Genomic DNA, 22,137 nt, shown 5'->3' with positions numbered 1-22,137 from the left:
CGCCAGAAGCTGGTCCAAAAGCTCTTTGTCGATAGCCATGCGATGGTCCTTTCCTTTCCATCATCATGACCTCCCGCACAGAACTCCTGACAGTCCCGAGTGGCGAAACGTTCACCGCTACGATCATCTCGCCTGGCCAGGACATCGCCTCCAGACAAGCGGTCCGAAGCACCCATTCGCCGATCTTGACGATCAGACCGTTCTCTTCGGCAAGCGATATGAAGTCCAACGGCGGGATATTGCCCTTCACCGGGTGCTTCCATCGCAGAAGCGCCTCGAACCCAATGCAGGTATCGCTCTGCAGATCTAGGAAGGGTTGGTAGTTCAGTTCGAACTGTTTCAGCGCGAGCGCACGGCGCAGATCGATCTCCATCTCGCGACGCTTATGCAGGAGGTCGTCCATTCCGGTCTCGAAGAGTCGATACCGCCCGCGGCCGGAACGCTTGGCCTCGTAGAGGGCCAAATCTGCGTTGCGGAGCATGTCTCGGGCCTGTGTGACCTCGCCGCGAAGTGCAACGCCGACGCTCACGCCGATGTTGATAGTATGACCGCTGAGAACATAGGTTCGCCCAACAAGATCAACCATGCGAGACGCGAGTTTCTCGGCATCCGCGGGTTCGTGAACACCGCGCTGAAGAACGACGAACTCGTCGCCTCCCAATCGCCCGACAATATCGCCCTTCCGGCAAACGCTGGAGAGGCGGTCCGCGACCTTTTTCAACAAAAGGTCGCCGATCCCATGGCCCAGCGTATCGTTGATCATCTTGAAGCGGTCGAGATCGAGGCAGTGAACCGCGACCGCCGAACCGTCCCCCTTTGCCAAGGCTCCAGCCAGACGCAACATGAACATGTTGCGCTTCGCAAGCCCAGTCAGGTCGTCGAGATCCGCGGCGATGGCCGGTCCATCTTGTTCGGCCGACGATCTGAGGTCGACAACGAATTGGCCATCGCCCAACGGCGTCAGCAGGGCGTCGTAGGTCAGGTCCTGCTTCGTCGTGAGGACAATCGAAGACCCCTGCGTCGCGCTCATGCTCGAGAGCGCGAAGCCGCAGAATATGTCGCGGATGTTGAGCCCGATGATCCATCCGCCGAACGAGGCCTCGGCCGCCGCGTTAGCATAGGTCACGCTTCCCTCGGCGCTCAGGGCGAGCACCGGATGGGACAAGTTCTGGAGAATGCGCTCAAAGCTTGGCGCGACGAGAGTGCTCTCGACAACCGCTGACGTCAGCATAGTGGGAACGTTCACGGCAGCTTCCTGAAATAATAATGGCATCATGAACTTCGCACGCAAATGTTGGTAATTAAAGATGGTGCGAACCGAACGGTCCGCACTCTGCGATTTGGTTGATTCAACGGTTACCAGTCGGTTACCTCGTTGAAAGTCGATGGTCCGCTCTTGCCGTGTTACGCAGAGAAGCGAACGTTCGGATTTCCAACCAACATCGCTGCAATCCAACGCCGTCACTGGAGTGGACCCGGTTTCACCGGACAGGCGGCGGTTGGAATTAGGGCTTGATCCCGACCCAATGTCGATCGCTTTAGCAAGCTTACCAATGGGATGGCGCAGCCGACCGTGAACGAGGGAGGTCCGTCGCGATCGTCGCAAGAAAGATTTTACCTACTTTGTGGTGGACAGTCTGACGATCAGCGTCCAAGCGCCCGCCACCACGGATCACGCCATCGGCACGACGCCCCGAAAGAGCCCCTCCGTCTGCAGGTTCTGGAAGATGCCGATGGCCTTCGTTCGGCTGTCTATCATTAGCTCTTCGTCGTTGGCTGCTGACTCGAGATGCGGAAGGATCATATCGATCGCGCGGGATAGCGGACTAAACGTACCGATGGAGACGTAGCCTTCTTCATGGAGGTGCTCCAGCAGGTGATATGCAGCGAGCCCCAGCGTCGCAACGTGGGTATCACGCGTCACCGAGGGGCTTACGCATCGACGAGCCGTGGCTTGCACCCGCCGCTGGATCTTCGGCCGAGCGTTCGGCGGCGCTTGATCGATGAGTTCGCGCGCCGCCGTCTGGAGATGCTCGGCGGCCCGCATATTGGGGAAGCAGGAAGGGTTGCACCCTGCTGGACAACTTTTAGCAGGCCGACGAGGATCAAATCCTCCATAAGCCATCGTTCGTTCATGGCAATCAGGCCTTCAGGCGATCCTTCAGAGCCTTTGCCGCGACAAAACCCAATTCGCTGAAGGGGCTCAGCTCACGCGACGAACCCTTCGACCTGATCCTCTTTACCGCCGTCTGGATGCACCTCGATAAAGCCTAACGGCAATCCGGTATGGAGGCGCTAGCAAGCCTTCTCGCGTCCGGCGGACGGCTCAGCATGTCGCTCCGCCACGGCCCGGAAGGGAACTGCTGCGGCCTGATCTGATGTTCGCAACGAAGCCCGTCCGGCAGACGGCCACCGCTTCAGGAGATCAGGTCCGGCCCGCCAGTTTTGCGCCGAGGCGAATGGCGTTCTCGATGGCGCCAGTGTCCGCGATGCCTTGTCCCACGATATCGAAGGCCGTGCCGTGGGCCGGGGTCGTGAAGACGGTGTCGAGACCGGCCGTGACCGTGACGCCACGATTGAAGCCGCGCATCTTCGTCGCGATCTGCCCCTGGTCGTGATACATCGACAGCACGCCGTCGAACTCGCCCGCGAAGGCTTTGAGAAAGACGGTGTCGGAGGGGAAGGGGCCGGCGCAGGAAAAGCCCCTGGCAGCCATCGCCTCGACGGCGGGCCGAATGATCTCGATCTCCTCCATGCCGAACAGGCCGCCCTCGCCATTGTGCGGGTTCAGCGCGGCCACCGCGAGGCGCGGGGCAGCGATGCCGGCCGTCTCCATCATGCGGATCGCCAGGACGATCGCGGCCTCGATGGCCGGGCGGTCGACGAGATCCAGCGCTTGGCGGAGCGAGACGTGCGAGGTGACCCGCGACATCCATTGGCCGTCGAGGACGTTCATCTCGCTGAAATAGCCGCTGTGCCCGAGAAGATGGGCGAACATCTTGTGCTCGTCGGGAAATTTCCAGCCGCCGTCGAACATGGCGCGCTTGTTGAGCGGTGCGAAGCTGACCGCGTCGACCTCGCCGGCTTTGGAAAATTCGATGCAGCGCGCGAGCGTCTCGCCGGTGAGGCGACCGGACTGCGCGCTGCCGATGCCGGGGGGAAATAGCGCGGGGTCGATGTTGGCGAGATCGACCAGCGGCACGAGCGGATCGTCCCAATTCACGACCGCCGGGCTGTCGTAGCGGCGACAGGCGAGCGAGACGCCGGCCTGTGCCGCGCCGAGATCGAGGACGCGGGCATCGCCCACGACGACGAGCCGGGCGACATCGGCCAGGCGACCGTCGGACAGGATCCGCGCGACCTGTTCGGGGCCGATGCCGGTGCAGTCGCCGGGGGTCAGCGCGATGATGGGAAGAGGGGAGCCCATGGGAAGCCTCGCTCAGCGGGACAGGAGGATGTCAGCGACGGCCTTGCCGGCGCCGAGCGTGTTCGCCTGGCCTCCGAGATCGCCGGTTCGCGTCTTTGGATCGGCGAGCGCCGTCTCGATGGCGGCAACGATGGCTGCACCCGCATCGGCGTAGCCGAGATGGTCGAGCATCATCGCGCCGGCCCAGATCTGCCCGACCGGATTGGCGATACCTCTGCCAGCGATGTCGGGCGCCGAGCCGTGGACGGGCTCGAAGAGCGAGGGAAAGCGCCTCTCGGGATTGATGTTGCCGGAGGGCGCGATGCCGATCGTGCCGGTGCAAGCGGGGCCAAGGTCGGACAGTATATCGCCGAAGAGATTGGAGGCGACGACGACGTCGAACCGGTCGGGGTTCAGCACGAAATGCGCGCAGAGAATGTCGATGTGGTACTTGTCCCAGCGCACCTCCGGGTAGCGCTCCGCCATCTCCTCCACCCGCCCGTCCCAGTAGGGCATGGTAATGGAAATGCCGTTCGACTTCGTCGCCGAAGTCAGGTGCTTCTTGTCCCGGTTTTGGGCGAGATCGAAGGCGTAGGCCAGGATGCGGTCGACGCCGATCCGGCTCATCACCGTTTCCTGCATGACGATCTCGCGATCCGTGCCGGGAAACATCGTGCCGCCGATCGAGGAATACTCCCCTTCCGTGTTCTCGCGCACGACGAAAAAGTCGATGTCGCCGGGCTTGCGGCCGACAAGTGGGGAGGGCACGCCCGGCATGAGGCGCACGGGGCGTAGGTTCACGTATTGGTCGAACTCGCGCCGGAACTGAAGAAGCGAGCCCCAGAGGGACACGTGGTCCGGGACAGTCGCGGGCCAGCCGACGGCACCGAAGAAGATGGCGTCGTGCCCCTCGATCCGCGCCTTCCAGTCACCCGGCATCATCTGCCCGTAGCGGGCATAATAGTCGCAGGAGGCGAAGTCGAATTCGGTGAAGGCGAGATCCATCCCGAAGCGCTTCGAAGCGGCCTCGAGGACTCGGATGCCTTCGGGCATCACCTCGGTTCCGATGCCGTCGCCGGGAATGACTGCGATCTTCAGGGCCATGCCGGATGTCCTCTTACAGATTGTCGCCTTGGATCGCGGCGATGACGGCGCGCGTCACGTCGTCGGTGCGGGCGGTGCCGCCTAGATCGGGGGTGTGGAGTGCCGGATCTGCGGTCACGCGCTCGATGGCGCGCATGAGGCGCTCGGCCGAGGCGGGTTCGCCCAGATGCTCCAGCATCAGGACAGCCGACCAGAACGTGCCGACTGGATTGGCGATGCCGGCCCCCGTGATGTCAAAGGCCGAGCCGTGGATCGGCTCGAACATGGAGGGGAAACGCCCCTCGGGGTTGAGGTTGGCGGTGGGCGCGATGCCGATGGAGCCCGCGAGCGCTGCGGCGAGATCGGACAGGATGTCGGCATGAAGGTTGGTCGCGACGATCGTATCGAGCGAGGCAGGTTTCAAGGTCATGCGCACCGTCATCGCGTCGACCAGCATCTTGTCCCACGTCACATCGGGAAATTCGGCAGCGACCTCCTTCGCGATATCGTCCCAGAGCACCATGCCATGGCGCTGCGCGTTGGACTTTGTGACGACGGTCAGGAGCTTCCGCGGGCGCAAGCGGGCGGTCTCGAAAGCGAAGCGCATGATACGCTCGACGCCGGCCCGCGTGAAGATCGAGACCTCGGTCGCGATCTCCTCGGGCAGGCCGCGATGCGAGCGCCCGCCCTGGCCGGCATACTCGCCCTCCGAGTTCTCGCGCACAATGACCCAGTCGAGGTCGCCGACGGAGACGCCGCGCAGCGGGCTCTCTATGCCCGGAAGGATGCGCGTTGGGCGGACATTGGCATATTGGTCGAAGGGCTGGCAGATCGCGAGCCGGAGGCCCCAAAGGGTCAGATGGTCGGGAAGGTCGGGTGCGCCGACTGCCCCGAAATAGATGGCGTCGAAGGACTCGAGGGTTTTGCAGCCGTCCTCCGGCATGAGACGGCCCGTCGCTCTGTAGCGGTCCGAGCCCCAATCGAAGGTCTCGATCGCGATGTCGAACCCGTCGCGTTTCGACAGGGCCTGTAGCACGGCGCTGCCGGCTGAGACGACTTCCTTACCAATACCGTCGCCTGGAATGGCCGCGATCCTGTAGCTCGCCATCGGCTCTCTCCCCTGATCGTTTTCGATCCGTTTGGCCTCGTCATTCCACCCTACACATTTATTGTCAATTATAAACTGTTGACAATTTATCCTCGTCGGAGCGACGGTGCGGGGCCCGCGGATGGATCATCGGGACCTGTCCGGCCGGCGATTTCGCTGGACGGCGTTGCGCCAAGCGAATCGGCGTTAGCGCACTTTCGAGGGGAGATTTCGCATGTCCCAGCGGACGAACAAGACTCGCACTGAGGCGACGGGCGCCACCGCAGGGTCCGGCGCGGCGGCCTTGATGCGGGGCTTTCGTTACGAGCGCGTGGCGACGGCGGGCGCTGAAATCAACGTCGCGATCGGCGGAGAAGGTCCGCCGCTGCTCCTCCTTCACGGCAATCCGCTGACGCATGTGAGTTGGCACCGCGTCGCGCCGGACCTGGCCAAGCGCTTCACGGTCGTCGCACCCGATCTGCGCGGCTATGGCGACAGTTCCAAGCCGGACGGCGGCGAGGACCACGCGGCCTATACCTTCCGCGCCATGGGCGAGGACAATGTCGAGGTCATGCGCCATTTCGGCTTCGAGCGCTTCGCCGTCGCCGGTCACGACCGCGGGGCGCGCGTTGCCTTCCGCATGGCGTTGGATGAGCCCGAGCAAGTTACACACCTCTGCGCGCTCGACATCGTCCCGACCTACGACCTCCTGTCGAACGTCACGCTCGGCTGGGGGCTGGAAAGCTATCACTGGTTCTTCATGGCGCAGAAGTCGCCGTTCCCGGAAAAGCTCATCACCGCCGATCTCGATTATTACATCAACTACAAGCTGAACAAGAAAGGCGTGGGACTTTCGATCTTCGCGCCGGAAGCCTTCGCCGAGTACGCCCGCTGCACGACGCCAGAGCAGATCCATGCCGTCTGCGAGGATTACCGCGCGACGGTGACGCTGGACTATGAATTCGACCGAGCCGACTTCGAGGCCGGGCGCCGAATCGCCTGTCCGACCCTCGTCGTCTGGGGCTCGAACAGTCATGTCGGGCGTCACCTTAAGCCTATGGAGGCCTGGGGCCGGTGGGCTGGCGATCTTCGGGGCTTCGCCATACCCACCGGCCACTATCCCTCCGAGCAGCGCCCCGATCTCGTGCTGAACGCGCTCCTGCCCTTCCTCAGCGGCGAGGAGCCCTCTGTTCCATCCGTCGGCCCTACCGTCTGATGCCCGGCCCCCTCAATGCCGCGAGCGCCAAGGCCCGCCTCCACGGGCTCGGCGAAATCGCCTGCCTCGATCTTCGCGAGCACGGGCTCTACGGCGAGGGCCATCCTTTTCTCGCGGTGCCCTGTCCCTTCAGCCGCCTGGAGTTCGACGTCGGTGCCCTCGTGCCCCGCGCGGGCGCTCCAGTGCTGCTCGTCGACGATGGCGACGGTATCGCGGCGCTAGCCGCGGAGCGGCTCGCGGCGCTCGGCTATCGCGACGTATCCTGGATCGAGGGCGGCGCACCGGCCTGGGCCGCCGCCGGCTTCACGCTCTTCAAGGGCGTGAACCTTCCGTCGAAGACGCTGGGCGAGCTTCTGGAGGAGGCTTGGCACGTCCCCCGGATCTCGGTCGACACGCTCGCCGCCTGGCAGGCGGAAGGGCGCGACATTCGCCTCGTCGATGGCCGACCCGCCGGCGAATACGCCAAGATGACCCTTCCGGGGGCTGTCTGCGCTCCGAACGGCGAGCTCGGCCACCGAGCGGAGGACCTTCTGCCCGACCCGCACACGACGGTCGTCGTCCATTGCGCGGGACGCACGCGCAGCATCGTCGGAGCCGCCAGCCTCGCGCTGGCCGGCGTGCCGAACCCGGTCGTCGCGCTCGAAAACGGCACGCAGGGCTGGGCGCTGTCCGGCCGCGCACTGGACTATGGACGGGAGGCCGCGACGCTTGTCATTCCGGGGCCGAAGGCGCTCGCGGCCAGCCGGTCCCGTGCCGACGCGTTGATGAAGCGCGCTGCCGTTGCGCACATTGATCTCAACACTCTTCGCCGGCTCGCGGCCGACCCCGATCGCACGCTCCACGTTCTCGACGTGCGCGGCGCTGAGGAGTTCGCGACCGGCTCGATCGCAGGCGCGTGCCATGCGCCCGCCGTGCAACTCGTCCAGGCGACGGACCACTGGATAGGCACGCGCCGCTCGCGCGTCGTGCTTCTCGACGATACGGGCCTTCGCGCTACCGTCGCCGCCGTCTTCCTGGCCGCCCTTGGTTACGAGGTTGCGGTTTTGCGCGACGTGGACGTCGCAGCCCGCTCCGGCTTCGAGCGGGCCGATCCCGTCGTCGCACCGGATTTGGCACGCCTTCGCCAGATGTCGGCGGCGCAGGCCGTGAAGCAGGCGGCGGCCGGCGATCCGCTGCTCGATCTCAGGGGGTCGCTCGCCTTTCGCGCGGGCCATCTGCCGGGCGCGCGTTGGTCGATCCGGCCAAGGCTGCCGGCGCTAGCGCCGGGCGCCCGGATCGCCCTCGTCGGCGATTTTGGTGTCGCCGCGCTTGCCGCCGACACGCTCTTCGCACGCGGGGCGCGGGACATTCGGCTAGTGGGCGGCACCGCCGAAGCTTGGCGCGCGGCGGGCTTGCGCCTGGCCTCCACCCCGGACGATCCGCCGGATGCAACAGCGATTGACCATCTCTTCTTTTTCCATGACCGGCACGACGGCAATCTTGACGCAGCCCGCCGCTACCTTGCCTGGGAACAGGGCCTGACACGCCAGCTCGACCGCGCCGAGCGTGCGGAGTACCGCATCGGGCCGAGCCCCTTCGGCGTCTGAACCGAAGGGGCCGGGGTGTCTCAGGCGGCGGCAATCGCGGCGAGGATGCCGTCGGTCATGCCGCGCGTGCCGACCGTGCCCTTGATGTCGCGCGTGCGCGTTTCGGGTCGCGAGAGCGCCTGCATGATACCGCGCTCCATGAGCACGCTCGCCGAGAGCGCTTCTGGGATGGAGCGGTTGTGGCCGAGCCATTCCACCATCATGCGGGTGGATTCGATCATGGCGAAAGGATTGGCGATGCCCTGACCGGCGATGTCGGGTGCCGAGCCGTGGGTCGCCTGCGCCATGGCGAGCGCGCCCTCGCCGATGCAAAGGCCCGGCGCCATACCTAGCCCGCCGACGAGACCCGCCGCCTCGTCTGTCAGGATGTCGCCGAACATGTTGGTAGTGACGACGACGTCGAAGCTCTGCGGATCGCGCACGAGACGCATCGCCATCGTGTCGACGATCACCTCGTCGATCGCGACATCCGGAAACTCCTGCCCGACGCGGTAGCATTCCTCCACGAACATGCCACAGCCGAGCTTGAAGACGGTGTTCTTGTGGACGACCGTCAGTCGCTTCTGGCGCTGCCGGGCGATCTCGAAGGCGGTCCGTGCCACCTTGGACGAGCCGGCCCGCGTGATGACGCGCACCGAGATCGTCACGTCCTCCGTCGGCCGGAACTCGCCCGAACCCGCGACGACGTTGCGATCGGGCTGGAAGCCCTCGTTGTTCTCGCGGACGATCACGAGGTCAATGTTGTCGTGGATCGCGCCGAGGCCGGGATAGGAGCGGGTCGGCCGGACGTTCGCGAAGAGGCCGAAGCCCTTTCGCATGATCGGATGCGGGTTGATGGCGCCCGCGACCTTGGGATAGGCGCGATGACCGATGGGGCCGAGGATGAAGCCGTCCATCTTCGACAGCGTCTCCATGGTGCCGTCGGGAAAGGTCGAACCGTGCGTATCGAGGGCGATCCGGCCGATCGGCATGGGACGCCAGTCGATGCGCAGGCCCGCCTTCTCGGCCGCCGCGCGGGCGACCTCCACGCTCGCCGGCACGATCTCGTGCCCGATGTCGTCGCCGTTGAGAATGCCGAGCACGAGATGGCTTTGCATGGGAAGGTCCTTCTCTTCAACGCTCAGCTGCGCGCGGCCGAGGCCACGGCGATGGTGGCGACGTCGGCGGTGGAGGCGAGCCCCCAGCCGGCCCCGATCAGTTCGCGCGTCGCCGCCTCGCCGATGACGGGGGCGGACTGGCGGGCGAACTTCTCGGAGATGGCGTCGTCCGACAACGGGCGCTCCAGGCTTCCGACCGCATGGGGCACGTGCAGTTGCACCCGCTCGCCGCTACGCAGTGTGACAGCGATGTGGACGGCGTCCTCATGGACGGAGGCGTCCGTCGTCGCCTTCACCTTGTCGCGAAGCGCAACGATCTCCGGATCGCGGACCATCTCATCGGTGAAGGCGTTGGGCGAGCCGTCGCCCTTCAGGAGCGCGGTGGCGGCGGCGTGGAAGACGGAGAATTTGCCTTCCAGACCGGTGCGCGGCGCCCTCTTGCCCGTCAGTTCGAGGACGAGCGGATGCGTGCGCAACTCCACCGAGGCGATCTCGGAGACCTTGGCGCCGAGAGTCTCCTTCAGCTGCTGGCAACCGTCGATCGCGGGATGGATCACGATCCCGCACGCATAGGGCTTGTAGGTGTTAAGCCCGGCTTCCCAGTTCGTGCCGAGGCCGTCGACGATCTCGGTGTAGTCCTGTTTGGTGGACAGGACGTTCGCCCAGCCGCGCGGGGCCTCGATGGCGCGCTCAGAGGAATCGAAGTTCGCCTTGGCGAGGAAGGCGGCCATGGCGCCGTTCTGCGCGGCGCGGCCGGGGTGAAAGCTCTTGCACATGGTGCCGAACATCTCGCGGAAGCCGGACGACTGCGTCGCGGCGATGCCGAATGCCCAGGTCATCTGACGCTCGTCGAGGCCGAGAAGCTTGCCAGTGGCTGCCGCCGCGCCGAAGACGCCCGCCGTCCCCGTGATGTGCCAGCCGCGATCGTAGTGATCGGGATAGACGGAGTTGCCGATGCGGCATTCCACCTCGACGCCGAGGATCAAGGCGGTCAGAAAGTCCTCGCCTGAGACGGCCCGGGACTCGGCGACGGCGAGGATGGCGGAGGCGACGGGGCCGGCCGGGTGGATGATCGTCTTCAGATGCGTGTCGTCGTAGTCGAGCACGTGCGAGGAGATGCCGTTGACGAGGGCAGCATGCAGTTCGTCCAACCGTTCGGACCGTCCGAGCACCTGGGCCCTCGCCGGGCCGGTGAAGAGGGTGACGGCGTCGAGCGCGCGGTCGACCGTCTCGTGCCGCGCCCCACCCACCGCGCAGCCCAGCCAGTTGACGAAGGTGCGCACGCCCTCGCGGCGAACGCCGTCCGGAATGTCGCCGCCTTTCAGCTCCACGGCCCATTTCGCCAGGCGCTTGGTGATGTCGGTGTCCTGCATGACGGCACTTTCATGATGGGCCGGCCCGCGGCCGTGAGGTCGGTCGTTCGATCGGAGCGCCGAGGCGCCGCGCCAGGATCGGGGCGGCGCCTCAACGAGGCTTCGGTCGGTTCGATAGGTTCAGGTTCAGGCGGCGCGGATCAGGAGCCGCGAAAGGTCGTCGACGCCGGACAGCGTCTCGACGCGCCGGACGAGCTCCACGACCTCGTCGGCTCTCTCCGCCGTCATTCCGGCGAACTCGGCGTTCTCGCGGAACTTGCCGGCGACCTCGTCGTAGCTCATCGGGAAGGCCGGACTGCCCTTGCCGAAATCGGCACGGCCCGAGATGCGGCGGCCGTCCTTCAGCTGAATGTCGATGATCGTCGTCATCAGGTGGTAGCCGGCAGCCTCCGCCACGTCGTCGATGACGAAGTCGACCTTCTCGATCATCGCCTTCACGTCGTCGCGCTCGACCGCCTCGTCGGTGAATTCGGCGAGCCCGGCGCGGCCGTCGAGAAGGAGGATCGCCATGCAGAACTCCATGGAGAACTTCGCCTGGAGCTCGTCCTTCGGGCGGTGATGGATGAGGGCGTTCGGCATGTTAGAGTTGGTGCCGACGCGCACATGGGCGACGTCCTCGGCCCGAATGCCGTTCTCCTTGATGAGGCGGAGCATCTCGGTCATGCCGGGATGCGTCAGCGAGCCCGACGGATGGGGCTTGATGGAGACGCCGGGGCTGGCGAAGGTCCAGGGCGCGCCGAGCTTACCGTGGATGGCGTCCACGTCGTAGCCGCCGCCGGCCGCCGAGAAGAAGCCGCGGGGCGCCTCGAGGATGCGGGCCGCCGCCGTCCAGCCGTAGGAGGCGAACTGCGCCGCCGCGACGCCGCTTTCGGCCGCCTTGCCGGCATGAAAGGGCTTGGTCATCGTGCCGAAGTTCTCGCGAAGGCCCGCCGACTGGCTGCCCGCGAGCGAGAGCGCGCGCTGCGTGGTCGCGACGTCGAAGCCCATCAGGCGGGCCGTCGCGGCAGCGGCGGCGAAGGTGCCGCAGGTGGCGGTGGCGTGGAAGCCGGTCTGGTAGTGGCGCGGCGCGATCGCCTCGGCGATCTTGCATTCCACCTCCACGCCGAGGTGGTAGGCCATCATGAAGTCGCGGCCCGAAGCCTTCAGAAGCTCCGAGATGGCGAAGGCGGCGGGCAGCGCGGGCGCGGTGGGATGGGTCAGGAGGCCGTAGACGCGGTCCTTGGCGACGGCGAGCTGCGTGTCGTCGTAGTCGTCCGCGTGGATGCCGACGCCGTTCGCGAAGGCCGCGAAGCGCGGCGCGACCTTGCGGCCGCCGCCGATGACAGTCGCGGCCCCGTCCGAAAGGCCGAGATCCTCGAGATGGCGGCGTACGAGAGCGCCGCTCTTGGCCACCGACCCCGACAGCGCTAGACCGAACCCGTCGAGGATCGATTTCTTACCGAGTTCGATGACGTCGGACGGCAGATCCTCCACCTTCGTCTCGACGACGAATGCGGCGACATACTTCGTCAGCTCGATATCGACGGCCTTGTTTTGGTTCATGTCGTGTCCTCGCCCGGGTTGTTCGCGATGACCTGACCTTGGCAACAAGACTGTAAATTGTCAACAGATTGCAGGACGACATCGGGTGGATGCGGCACACTCTTCCTGCAGTCGATCTTGGAGCCTATTCCACGACCTTCGTCTTGCGCCCCGGCTTGCGCTTCGGGGTTGCGTCATCCGGCTGTCCCGCCTTCTGCGTGCGCTCGATGCCGTTGCGGATGTGGGTGCGGGCAGCGACGAGGGCGCGGACGGGGTCGCGGGAGGCGAGTGCATCGACGATCGCCTTGTGTTCCTCGTTGGAGATGTGGAGCACGTCGTGGCTGGCAAGCGCCCGATAGCGCTGGATGTGCAGTTCGCGCACGAAGTTGCCGTAGATCGTCTCCAGGCGATCGTTGCCGGCCATGACAGCGATGCGTTTGTGGAATTCGAGATTGACGGGGTAGTAGACGTGGACGTCGCCGATGGCGACGATCTCGTCCATCCGGTCCGTGAGGGCGCGAAGGATTGCGATCTCCTCGTCCGTGATGCGTTCGGCCAGAATCATCGCCATGCAGCCGAAGACGCAGGCACGCGCCTCCGAGAGGTCTTTGGCTTCCTCGTTGGTGAGGGCCCGGATGAAGAAGCCGCGGTTCGGGATGATCTCGATGAGGCCCATGGCAGCCAGCGCCGAGCAGGCCTCGCGGATGGGTCCGCGGCTGACTCCGAGGCGCTGCGAGAGGCCGTTCTCGTTCACCCGCTCGTTCGGCTTCAGCTCGCCGTCGATGATCATCCGCTCGATCTCGGCCTGTACGACGTTGGCGAGCGAGCGCGTGCGCAGGAAGTCGATGGCCGAAAGGTTCTGCGGCAGGTTCAAAATGTCGGACATGGAGGCGCCATCGCGAGCGTCCGCGAGGGACAGGGTTTGCCTCTATAGCGGCTTTCCCTTGCGTCTCCGATCGAAATCTTGTCCTGCGCGGCGCGGCTCGCCGCCGTGTCGCGGCGGAGCGCGACGCGCATCCGCCGCGACGTCACGTTCAGCCCCGCGCGTTCATCTGCGACCCGCCGAGCACCGGCAGCCGGTTGGCAGCGAAGACGACGAGGAAGGAGGCGGCGAGAAGGATGATGCCGAGCACGCAGATCGCGCCCAGATCGCCGCTTTCGTTCAGGTCGTAGATGATGACCGAGACGAGCTTGGTGTTGGCGGTGGTCAGCAGGATCGTTGCCGATAGCTCCCTGATCGTGCCGACGAAGACGAAGCACCATGCGGCCACTACGCTGGTGCGCAGGAGCGGCGCCGTGATGTCCCAGAGCGTCTTCAGCCGCGAGGCCCCCATGATGCGCCCGGCCTCCTCCAGCTCGGGGTGAACGCCTTGGAACGAGGCGGACATCTGCTGGTAGCCGGCTGGAAGCTCGATCGTCATGAAGGCGATGAGAAGGATCCAGAGCGTGCCGTAGAGCTTGAACGTCGGGTTCGCGTAGGAAAGGAACAGGCCGACGCCGAGGACGATGCCGGGAATGGCCACCGGCGCGGTCGCGAGCACGCCGAGGATCGGCGCTCCCGGCACCGAGCGGCGCGTCACGAGATAGGAGACGACGAGCGCGATAGCTGTGACGATCGTCGCCGTCACGATTCCAAGGAAGAAGGTGTTGCGAAGGGCGAGCTGCGTGGCGGAGAATTCAAAGAGCACGAAGTTCCAGTGGCGCAGCGTGATCGTCGTGAAGTCGAAGATGTCGCCGACGCTGTTGGAGAAGGCGGTCTTCACGAGCGCGGCGTAGGGCAGGACGATCGTCAGCGAAAGCACCGTGCCGACGAAAAGCACCGCCACCCATTTCCAGCGACCGAGATGGGTGATGCGGGGCGTGCCGCTCTTGCCGCCGAGCACCGTGTAGCCCTTGCGCCCGAGAATGGCACGTTGCGCACGCAGAAGGATGATCGTGAGGACGAGAAGCGGGATCGCGGCCGCGGCCGCGAGACCGGGTTTGGGCGGGAACTGGAAGAGGCTCCAGATCTTCGTCGTGATTACGTGGAAACCGGCGGGCAGCGCGATGATGGCGGGCGAGCCGAACATGGTCAGTGCCTGCAGGATCGCGATCAGCGTTCCCGCCAGCATCGCCGGCAGGACCAGCGGGATCGTCACGCGACGGAGCGTCGTCATGGTCCGGCCGCCGAGGATCGACGAGGCGTCTTCGAGATCGGAGGGCACCTTGTCGAAGGCATTGGCGACCAGGGTGAAGACGAAGGGAAAGATGAAGCAGGCCATGACGAAGACGAGGCCCGGGAATGAGTAGATGTTGACGAGAACCGCGTCGCGCGAAAGGCCTAAGAGGTTGCGATAGAGGACGTTGACCGCGCCGGAGTTCGGTGCTGCTAGGATCTCGTAGGCGATGGCGCCGAGGAAGGGCGGCGTCACGAAGGACGCAGTCACCAGCATGCGGATGGTCCGCCGACCGGGAAGGTCGGTGCGGGCCACGAGCCAGGCCATGGGCGTGGCGACGAGGCAGGCGAGAATGCCGACCCCGAGCGCCATGCCGAAGGCGAGGCCGTAGGCGCGAAACAGCGTCGGGTCCGTGAAGAGCGAGACGAAGTTGTTGAGAGTGAGCCCTCCGCCGCGATCGTTGCGAACGCTGTAGAAGAGCAGCCAGAAGAGCGGCAGGATGACCAGCACGCCCAAGAGGGCGGCGAGGAAGGCGAAGGTCGGCCAGGAAAGGTCGAGCCTGCGGCGTGGCGCCGTGTCGTCTTGAGCGATGCTGGTCATCTCGGCCTCACGTTCCGAAATATTGTTCGTAGTTCGCCTTGATCGTCTCGATCTCGGGTTCCAGCGCAACCGGATCCGAATGAAGGAGCTTGATCTCGGAAAGCGGCGTGCGGCCGGTCTTTTCCTTCACGTCGGGATGGAAGGAGCGCAGTCCGCCGAAGTCGCTGTTCAACTGCTGGGCGTCCTTGGAGAAGAGGAAGCTGTAAAAGAGCTTGGCGGCATTCTTGTTCGGCGCTTCCTTCAGAACGGCGGCATTGCCGACCGCGAGCGGCGTGCCCTCGGCGGGGTAGACGATCTTGATCGGCTGGCCCTCGTCCTGCAGGCGGAAGATGTTGTACTCGTTGCCGTCCACCTCGAGCGCGCGTTCGCCCTGGCCGAGCTTCTTCGGCGGCTCGGTGGAGGACTGGACCTGCATGACCTCCTGCGTGCCGAGTTTCTCAAAATATTCCCAGCCGAGAAGCTGGCTGAGCACGTAGGTCGCGGTCATGATCGTGCCGCTGTAGCCGGGATGGGCCTTGACCATCTTGCCTTTGAAGCGTGGGTCGAGAAGGTCCGTCCAGGTCTTCGGCGCTTCCGCTTCCGGCAGGAGATCGGTGCGGTAGGCGAGGACGGAGAGATGCGCGCGATAGGCCGCGAAGGCGCCGTCCGGGTCTTTCTCATCGGCCGGCCACTTCGCGGCGACCTCCTCGGGCACCATTGGCTCCAGCCAGCCCTCGCGCTTGAAGTACTCGAAGTGCACGGCGTCGGAGGTCTCGATGACGTCGGCGCTGTAGATGCCGGACGAGTATTCCTGCCCGATGCGCTGAAAGACGCGCTCGGAACCGGCGCGCTCGACCTGCACGGCGATGCCCGGATACTTCTGCTTGAAGAGGTCGGCGAGCTTCTCGGCGACGGTGACGTCCGTCGCAGTGTAGAACACGACCTTGCCTTCCGCCTTGGCCGCCGCTTCCAGCTCCGGCGTCACCTGGTAGGGGGCTGGCGCCTCCGCGAGGACCGGCGCCGTCATCGCTCCCGCCGCCATCATCGCGGCGGCCATCGTCTTCGTCCACATGGTGTCATCCTCCCTGGATCGTTCGTTGGACCGGCGCTTCTATGCGGCGAGCGCTCGGCAGTGCTCGGGCGGGAAATGGAGCCAGACCTCCCCGCCGACCGGGATCGCGACGTCGACCGGCGCGACCGTGCGCACGGTGGCCCCGCCGGGCAGCGCGACGAGATAGTCGCGATGCGATCCCAGGTAGATCTGACGCGTCACCGTCCCCGTCGCGACGTTGGTTGCGGCGGCCGGGCGGGTTCGGGACAGTTCGATGTCATGGTGGCGCACGGAAACGGCAGTGTGTCCGCTCGGGCCAACCGTGCCGCTGCTGCAGGCCAGCACCAGCCCGCCCTCGGCGGAGACCGTGCGATCGTCCAGCCGCGTGCCCGACAGGATGTTGGTGCCGCCGATGAAGCGGGCCACGAATTCGGTCTCGGGGCGCGCGTAGATGTCCTCGGGCGAGCCAGCTTGCTCGATCCGCCCGTCGTTCATGACGACGATGAGATCGGCCGTCGTCATCGCCTCGACCTGATCGTGCGTGACGTAGACGGTCGTGTAGCGGAACTCGTCGTGGAGGCGACGGATTTCGAAGCGCATCTCCTCGCGAAGATTGGCGTCGAGATTGGAGAGGGGTTCGTCGAGGAGCAGGATCTCCGGCTTGATGACGAGCGCGCGAGCGAGGGAGACGCGTTGCTGCTGGCCGCCGGACAATTCGCCCGGGTAGCGTTCGGCGAGCTTGGAAAGCTGGGTAGCCGCCAGGATCGTATCGACCCGCGACTTGATCTCGCCGGCCGGCCGCTTGCGCAGGCGCAGACCGTAGGCGACGTTCTCGAACACCGTCATGTGCGGCCAGAGCGCGTAGCTCTGGAAGATCATCGACATGTTGCGGCCCTCGGGCGGCACCGTCGAGGCGGCGGACGAGACGACCTTGCCACCCACGCGGATCTCGCCGCCATTGGCTGGAACGAAACCGGCTATCAGCCGCAGCGTCGTCGTCTTGCCACAGCCGGAGGGACCGAGAAGGCAGACGAGCTTTCCTTGCTCCACCGCAAGATTCACGCCTTTGACGACGGTCAGAGCGCCGTAGCTCTTCGTCAGGCCGTCCAATTCGAGGAACGCCATCAAACCTCCCTGCGGCTCGGCGGGTTCGTCGTGCGACCCGCTCTCAATTCTTCCGGGAAAGGTATGAATCAAACTGAAGATTGTCAACAGATTACTATTATCGGCTATCTTGGCGCCGTCGACCGCTCGACGACCCAGCGGATGAGCGGGGGCGCCAGAAGATTGGTCGAGATCGTTCGCGTCAGCTGGAAGCCGGCGACGACGGCCGCGAGAAGTCCGAGCGTTCCCGCCGAGGCGATCATCTCGCCGAGGCCGCCCGGCGCGACCGACAGGATCGCCGAGATGTGATCGACGCCGCCGAAGCGCTCGGCGAGCGGTGCGAGGCCGGCGAAGGCGATGGCGATGAGGGCGAGGCCCGTCAGGATGCCGCCCAGCGCGACGCGGGGCAGGCGCCGCAGGCGATCGAGGCGAAAGCGCAGTCCGAGCGACGTTCCGATCGCGATCTGGGCGGTAAAGAGAAGGAGCGGAGGCACCGGCGGCAGGCGATGGCCCGCCGCGACGATCGCCACGCAGAAGAGCATCGGCGCGATGATGTAGGCGTTGACCACGTGCAGCCTCGTTGCCACCGCCGCGACGACGCCGGACGCCGCGGCGAGGACGAGGATTTCGGCAAGGCCGGCCGCGCCGCCGAGCGGCGTCGGCGGCTGCCCTGTGCGCGCGACGAGCCCGAGCCAAAGCGGGATCAGCGACAGGACGAGGACGACGCGTAGCGTGTGGACGAGCGCGACGGCCTGCTCGTCGGCACGAAGGTCCTGCGCGAGCATCGCCATCTCCGCCATGCCCGCCGGCAGCGAGCAGAGGACGGCCGTCAGCTGGTCGATGCCGGCGATGCGGGCGAGCGGGAAGGCGAGGGCGAAGCCGACGAGGTTCGAGGCCAGCGCGGCGCCGACCATGAGCGGCAGAAGGTCGGTCAGCGCGCCGAGGATGTCCGGCGACAGGACGGCGCCGACCGAGGCGCCGACGAAGAGCTGGCCGCCGCGCCGGATGAGGCGCCCGCCGGGCGGGACGCCGAGCATGTTGGCCACCAGCGTCGCGCCGACGAGCGAGCCGAGGATCGCGGCGAGCGGCCAGTGCGCCGCCCGGAAGAGGAAGGCGCCCGCGAGGGCCGCCAGAAGCGTCGCCGAGCCGAGGATCGCGGGGTGCGGCGGGGGCCGGTCGTGCCTCATTGCCGGCTCAGACCATCAAGGCCCCGCCGTTCACGTGAAGCGTCTGGCCCGTGACGTAGCGCATGCTGGGACCTGCCAGCATGCGCACGGCCGCCGCGACCTCTTCCGGCGTTCCGCGCCGGCCGAGCACGTTGGTGCGGCTGGCGTGATGGGCCGGCTCCGCCCCGGTGCGCCGGGTCTCGATGAGGCCCGGGGCGACCGTGTTCACCGTGACGCCGTCGGGTCCGAGGTCGTACGCGAGCGCCTTGGTGAGGCCGGCCAGCGCAGCCTTGGCGGAGATCACGTGCACGCGGCCGGCGGCGCCGCTGTGGCCGGTCAGCCCGCCGATGGACAGAATGGCCGCCTGATCGCTCAGCTTCAGGAGCGGGAGCGCGGCCTTGGATAGAAGGAAGACGCTGTCGAGGCAAAGGGCCATGACCGCACGCCAGTCCTCGTAGGTCAGGCTCTCGAGGGTGCCTTCCGGCCGGATGGCGGCATTGGCGACGAGGATGTCGAGCCGGCCGAACCGGGCGGTCGCCGCCTCGATGATCCGCGCGGGAACGGCGGGGTCCGCCAGATCGCCGAGCGCCACCGCCGCGTCGCCTCCGGCCTTGCGCACCAGACATGCCGTTTCCTCGGCCGCGTCGCCGTCGCGATGGGCGTGGACGAGAACCTGTGCCCCGCCGCGACCGAGATCGACGGCGATCGCCCGGCCGATGTTTCGGGAGGCCCCGGTGACGAGCGCCACCCGGCCTTCGAGCTCGCGGCTTTCCATGTCAGGCAACTCCTTCGGGTTCGGCGGCGAGGGACGAGAGATCCGCAGCGCCGCCCGCCAGAAGCGCACCGCAGGCGGCGAGGATCCGCTCGGGTTGCGCGATCCCACCATAGCGGGCGTTGGCGAGAAACTTCGCGTGGACCTCCGCGCGCGACAAGGGCTCGTCGACGCCGCCGCGCATGTGTCCCTGCCGCTCCTCGAACACGCGGCCGTCCCGCAACGCGATCCGGACGTGGCCAGTGAAGCGGGCGGGATAGGGGTCGGCGAGATCGACCTCGTAGGTGACGAGCTTCGACAGCGCGAGAAGGTCGGGATCGCCGATCGCGGCGTCGGAGAAGTCGGCAAGGCCCGCCCGACCGCGGGACAGGCCGAGCGCGACGCCGAAGGGAATCGAGAATTTTGCCGCATAGGCCGTCGGCGGCCGCCGCTTCATGTCGAGCGGCTCCCAGAGGCGGTGGACGTAGCCGTCGGAGGTCAGGCAGTGGATGCCGGCGATCTCGGACAAAGGCAGGCCCCCGGCCCGGAGGCGGATCGCGCAGTCGATGTAGGGCTGCACCATGGTGCCGCAGGGATAGGGCTTAAACGTGATCGTCTCCGCGATCCAGCGGTGCCCGAGCCCGTCGAAGAGCTTGTCGAACATCGGCACGACCGAGGGCGCGAAGGCCTTGAAGAAGCCGTGCTCGCCTTCGAGCACCGCGCGTGGGCCGTGAAAGCCGGCGCGGCCCATGAAGGCCGAGCGTAGGCCCGACTGCGCGGCCCAGCCCGCATGCATGCGTTTGGTCGAGGAGCCGTCGCCGAGATATTCGATGATGCCCGACGCCGTGGAGCCGGCGATCCCGAGCGTTTCCTTCAAGGCCTTGGCGTCGGCGCCGAGCGCGACGCCGACGCCGAAGGCGGCCGCCAGCGCGCCGAGGACGGCGGTCGGGTGGAACCCGGCTCTGTGGATCGCTTTCGGCGCGACGAGGCCGAGCCGGCACAGCAACTCGGTGCCGGCGGCGATGCCGAGGAGCATGCGCTCGCCCGAGAGACCCTCGCGCTCGGCGGCGGCGAGCACGGCTGGCACGACCACGGCGCCGGAATGAACGGGGCCGCCCTCGAACGTGTCGTCGAAATCCTCCCCATGCGCCGCCGTGCCGTTCAAAAGGGCGGCGTCGGCGGCGGTCAGACGCTGCCGGTGACCGATCGCGACGTGACGGCCGGGTTCGGCGGCTCGGCGAACGCTCTCCACGTAGTCGGTGTCCCGCGCGGCGAGGCAGAGGCCGACGACGTCGATGAGGATCGCCTCGGTCTTCTCGCGCATCGCCTCCGGAACGTCGGAGGGCGAAAGGCCCGCGCCCCAGGCGGCCAGCCGCTCCGACAGGGTTTGCGCGTCCGGGACGGGGGCGCTCCTCGATACGGCGGTCGTCACGGTGGTGGCGGAACGGGTCACGAATGGATCTCCCGGAGCTTGGCGGCGCGACGTGCCTTGCGGGCGTCGAGGACCTCTCGGCCGAGCGAAAAGCCGATGAAGGCGAAGGACACGGTGAGAAGTCCGACTGCGATCGGGTCTTGCAGAAAGATCGCGTGGTCGCCGCCGGATAGGACCAGCGAGCGGCGATAGGAGGACTCCACCATGTGCCCGAGCACCACGCCGAGAATCAGCGGCAGGAAGGGAAAGCCCGCCCGGCGCATGAGGTAGCCGACGAGGCCCATGGCAAGCACAAAGCCGAGATGGAAGAGGCTGTGGTCGAGCGTGTAGATGCCGGACAGGATCAGCGCGAGGATGAAGCCCGCCAGATAGGGTCGCGGCCGGTTCACGAGCCAGACGCAGATCGGCAGGAGAAGGATGCCGAAGAGGAGCTGTCCAACGATGGCGACGAAGGAGCCAAGATAGAGGCCGGTCACGACGTCGGCGTTCTGCTCGAAGAGGCGCGGGCCGGGAAGCAGCCCGTGGATCAGGAAGCCGCCGAGAAGCACGGCGGTCGAGTTCGAACTCGGAATGCCGAAGGAGAGGAGCGGAATGAGGGTCGTGGAGGCGACGGTGTTATTGGCCGTCTCCGGCGCCGCGACGCCTTCTTCGGAGCCCTTGCCGAAGGCTTCGGGCGTCTTCGACCAGCGCCGGGCCTCGTTGTAGGACATAAAGGCCGCGATCGAGCCGCCGCCGCCGGGCGTCAGGCCCTCGAAGAGGCCCATGATGCAGCCGATCGTCTGAGAGCGCCGGAGACGATTCATCATGGCGAAGGAGGGAAGGCGCACCTTCACCTTCTCCTTGAGGCCGCCGAGCGGCGGGGCGCCGGACTGCACCATCAACTCCGACAGGGCGAAGAGCCCGATCATCACCAGCACCGGCTCGATGCCACCGAGAAGCTCGGGGACGTGGAAGGTGAAGCGGTTGATGCCGGCAATGGGGTCGGCGCCCACCGTCGCGATCATCAGGCCCACCACGGCGGAGGCGAGACCCTTCAGGAGCGAGCCGCTGGACATGGAGGCGATGACGCTGAGGCCGAGGATGCCGAGGCCGAAATAGGAGGTCGGCCGGAAGGCGAGCGCGAGCCAGGAGAGCGGCTCGGTCATCGTCACCAGCATGACGAGGCCGAACATCGAGCCGAGGAAGCCCGACCAAAGCGAGATGCCGAGCGCTTCGCCCGCGCGGCCCTTCCGCTTCATCTCGTAGCCGTCGATGACGGTCGCCGCGGCCGAATTGGTGCCGGGCGTGCGGATGAGGATGGCCGGGATCGAGCCGCCATACTCCGCGCCGATATAGGTGGAGGCGAGGAGGACGACGGCCGTCACGGGCTCCATCGTGTAGGTGAAGGGCAGGAGAAGGGCCATGGTAATGGAAGCGGACAGGCCCGGCAGGGCGCCGCCGAGAATGCCCCAGATCAGGCCGGCCAGGGCCGCCGGGATCACCATGGATTCGAACGCGAGGGTGAAGACGGTCGAGAGGGTGTCCATGAT

The 22,137-nt window shown here is 66.4% G+C and carries 18 protein-coding genes; 2 read left to right on the top strand and 16 right to left on the bottom strand.

Features of this window, described 5'->3' with window-relative positions:
• The 5 genes from ASG62_RS12815 to ASG62_RS12795 all read right to left on the bottom strand — a co-directional run.
• Positions 1–1,231, bottom strand: a 1,231-nt coding sequence (locus tag ASG62_RS12815) for a diguanylate cyclase domain-containing protein (RefSeq protein ID WP_244488603.1), incomplete at its 3' end; no start/stop codon positions are given.
• A 441-nt stretch (positions 1,232–1,672) separates the two neighbouring features.
• Positions 1,673–1,924 (bottom strand): hypothetical protein, encoded by a 252-nt coding sequence (locus ASG62_RS12810; RefSeq protein WP_057180425.1) that lies wholly within the window; start codon positions 1,922–1,924, stop codon positions 1,673–1,675.
• Between the two features lie 501 nt (positions 1,925–2,425).
• Positions 2,426–3,427: a PdxA family protein gene (locus ASG62_RS12805; RefSeq protein WP_056699153.1), complete on the bottom strand. Its 1,002-nt coding sequence runs from the start codon at positions 3,425–3,427 to the stop codon at positions 2,426–2,428.
• Positions 3,428–3,439: 12 nt separating this feature from the next.
• Positions 3,440–4,510, bottom strand: a complete 1,071-nt coding sequence (locus ASG62_RS12800; protein WP_056699157.1) for a tartrate dehydrogenase — start codon at positions 4,508–4,510, stop codon at positions 3,440–3,442.
• Between the two features lie 13 nt (positions 4,511–4,523).
• A complete protein-coding gene (locus ASG62_RS12795) occupies positions 4,524–5,597 on the bottom strand; it encodes a tartrate dehydrogenase (RefSeq protein WP_056699159.1) in 1,074 nt (357 codons plus the stop codon).
• A gap of 214 nt (positions 5,598–5,811) precedes the next feature.
• Between ASG62_RS12795 and ASG62_RS12790 the strand changes: the two genes are divergently transcribed.
• Both ASG62_RS12790 and ASG62_RS12785 read left to right on the top strand, forming a co-directional pair.
• Entirely contained in the window at positions 5,812–6,792 is a 981-nt protein-coding gene (locus ASG62_RS12790) for an alpha/beta fold hydrolase (RefSeq protein ID WP_082537487.1), read from the top strand.
• Positions 6,792–8,378: a rhodanese-like domain-containing protein gene (locus ASG62_RS12785; RefSeq protein WP_056699161.1), complete on the top strand. Its 1,587-nt coding sequence runs from the start codon at positions 6,792–6,794 to the stop codon at positions 8,376–8,378. Before ASG62_RS12790 ends, ASG62_RS12785 begins: the two co-directional genes overlap by 1 nt.
• A 20-nt stretch (positions 8,379–8,398) precedes the next feature.
• On the opposite strand, the gene ASG62_RS12780 is transcribed toward ASG62_RS12785, so the two are convergent.
• The 11 genes from ASG62_RS12780 to ASG62_RS12730 all read right to left on the bottom strand — a co-directional run bounded on the left by ASG62_RS12780 (position 8,399) and on the right by ASG62_RS12730 (position 22,134).
• Complete coding sequence (locus tag ASG62_RS12780) at positions 8,399–9,475, bottom strand: isocitrate/isopropylmalate dehydrogenase family protein (protein ID WP_056699165.1); 1,077 nt, start codon at positions 9,473–9,475, stop codon at positions 8,399–8,401.
• Positions 9,476–9,498: 23 nt separating this feature from the next.
• Entirely contained in the window at positions 9,499–10,848 is a 1,350-nt protein-coding gene (locus ASG62_RS12775; RefSeq protein WP_056699169.1) for an MmgE/PrpD family protein, read from the bottom strand.
• Positions 10,849–10,974: 126 nt separating this feature from the next.
• A complete protein-coding gene (locus ASG62_RS12770) occupies positions 10,975–12,390 on the bottom strand; it encodes an MmgE/PrpD family protein (RefSeq protein ID WP_056699175.1) in 1,416 nt (471 codons plus the stop codon).
• A 124-nt stretch (positions 12,391–12,514) separates the two neighbouring features.
• Positions 12,515–13,255, bottom strand: coding sequence for an FCD domain-containing protein (locus ASG62_RS12765; protein WP_056699180.1), 741 nt, complete (start codon positions 13,253–13,255; stop codon positions 12,515–12,517).
• A 148-nt stretch (positions 13,256–13,403) separates the two neighbouring features.
• Positions 13,404–15,125 carry an ABC transporter permease gene (locus tag ASG62_RS12760; RefSeq protein WP_056699182.1) on the bottom strand — a complete coding sequence of 574 codons (1,722 nt, stop codon included), beginning with the start codon at positions 15,123–15,125 and terminating at the stop codon, positions 13,404–13,406.
• Between the two features lie 7 nt (positions 15,126–15,132).
• Positions 15,133–16,176 carry an extracellular solute-binding protein gene (locus ASG62_RS12755; protein WP_056699188.1) on the bottom strand — a complete coding sequence of 348 codons (1,044 nt, stop codon included), beginning with the start codon at positions 16,174–16,176 and terminating at the stop codon, positions 15,133–15,135.
• Positions 16,177–16,215: 39 nt separating this feature from the next.
• Positions 16,216–17,280 (bottom strand): ABC transporter ATP-binding protein, encoded by a 1,065-nt coding sequence (locus tag ASG62_RS12750; RefSeq protein WP_056699191.1) that lies wholly within the window; start codon positions 17,278–17,280, stop codon positions 16,216–16,218.
• Between the two features lie 104 nt (positions 17,281–17,384).
• On the bottom strand, positions 17,385–18,446 hold the full coding sequence (locus tag ASG62_RS12745) for an AbrB family transcriptional regulator (RefSeq protein WP_056699192.1): 1,062 nt from the start codon (positions 18,444–18,446) through the stop codon (positions 17,385–17,387).
• Between the two features lie 7 nt (positions 18,447–18,453).
• Complete coding sequence (locus ASG62_RS12740; RefSeq protein WP_056699194.1) at positions 18,454–19,200, bottom strand: SDR family NAD(P)-dependent oxidoreductase; 747 nt, start codon at positions 19,198–19,200, stop codon at positions 18,454–18,456.
• 1 nt (position 19,201) lies between these two features.
• Positions 19,202–20,629: an MmgE/PrpD family protein gene (locus tag ASG62_RS12735; RefSeq protein ID WP_244487682.1), complete on the bottom strand. Its 1,428-nt coding sequence runs from the start codon at positions 20,627–20,629 to the stop codon at positions 19,202–19,204.
• On the bottom strand, positions 20,626–22,134 hold the full coding sequence (locus ASG62_RS12730) for a tripartite tricarboxylate transporter permease (RefSeq protein WP_056699198.1): 1,509 nt from the start codon (positions 22,132–22,134) through the stop codon (positions 20,626–20,628). Before ASG62_RS12730 ends, ASG62_RS12735 begins: the two co-directional genes overlap by 4 nt.
• Between the last annotated feature and the right edge of the window lie 3 nt (positions 22,135–22,137).

Origin of the sequence: Aureimonas sp. Leaf427 (genome assembly GCF_001425485.1) — a bacterium.
Lineage (GTDB): Bacteria > Pseudomonadota > Alphaproteobacteria > Rhizobiales > Rhizobiaceae > Plantimonas.
This window is presented reverse-complemented; position numbering and strand designations above follow the sequence as displayed.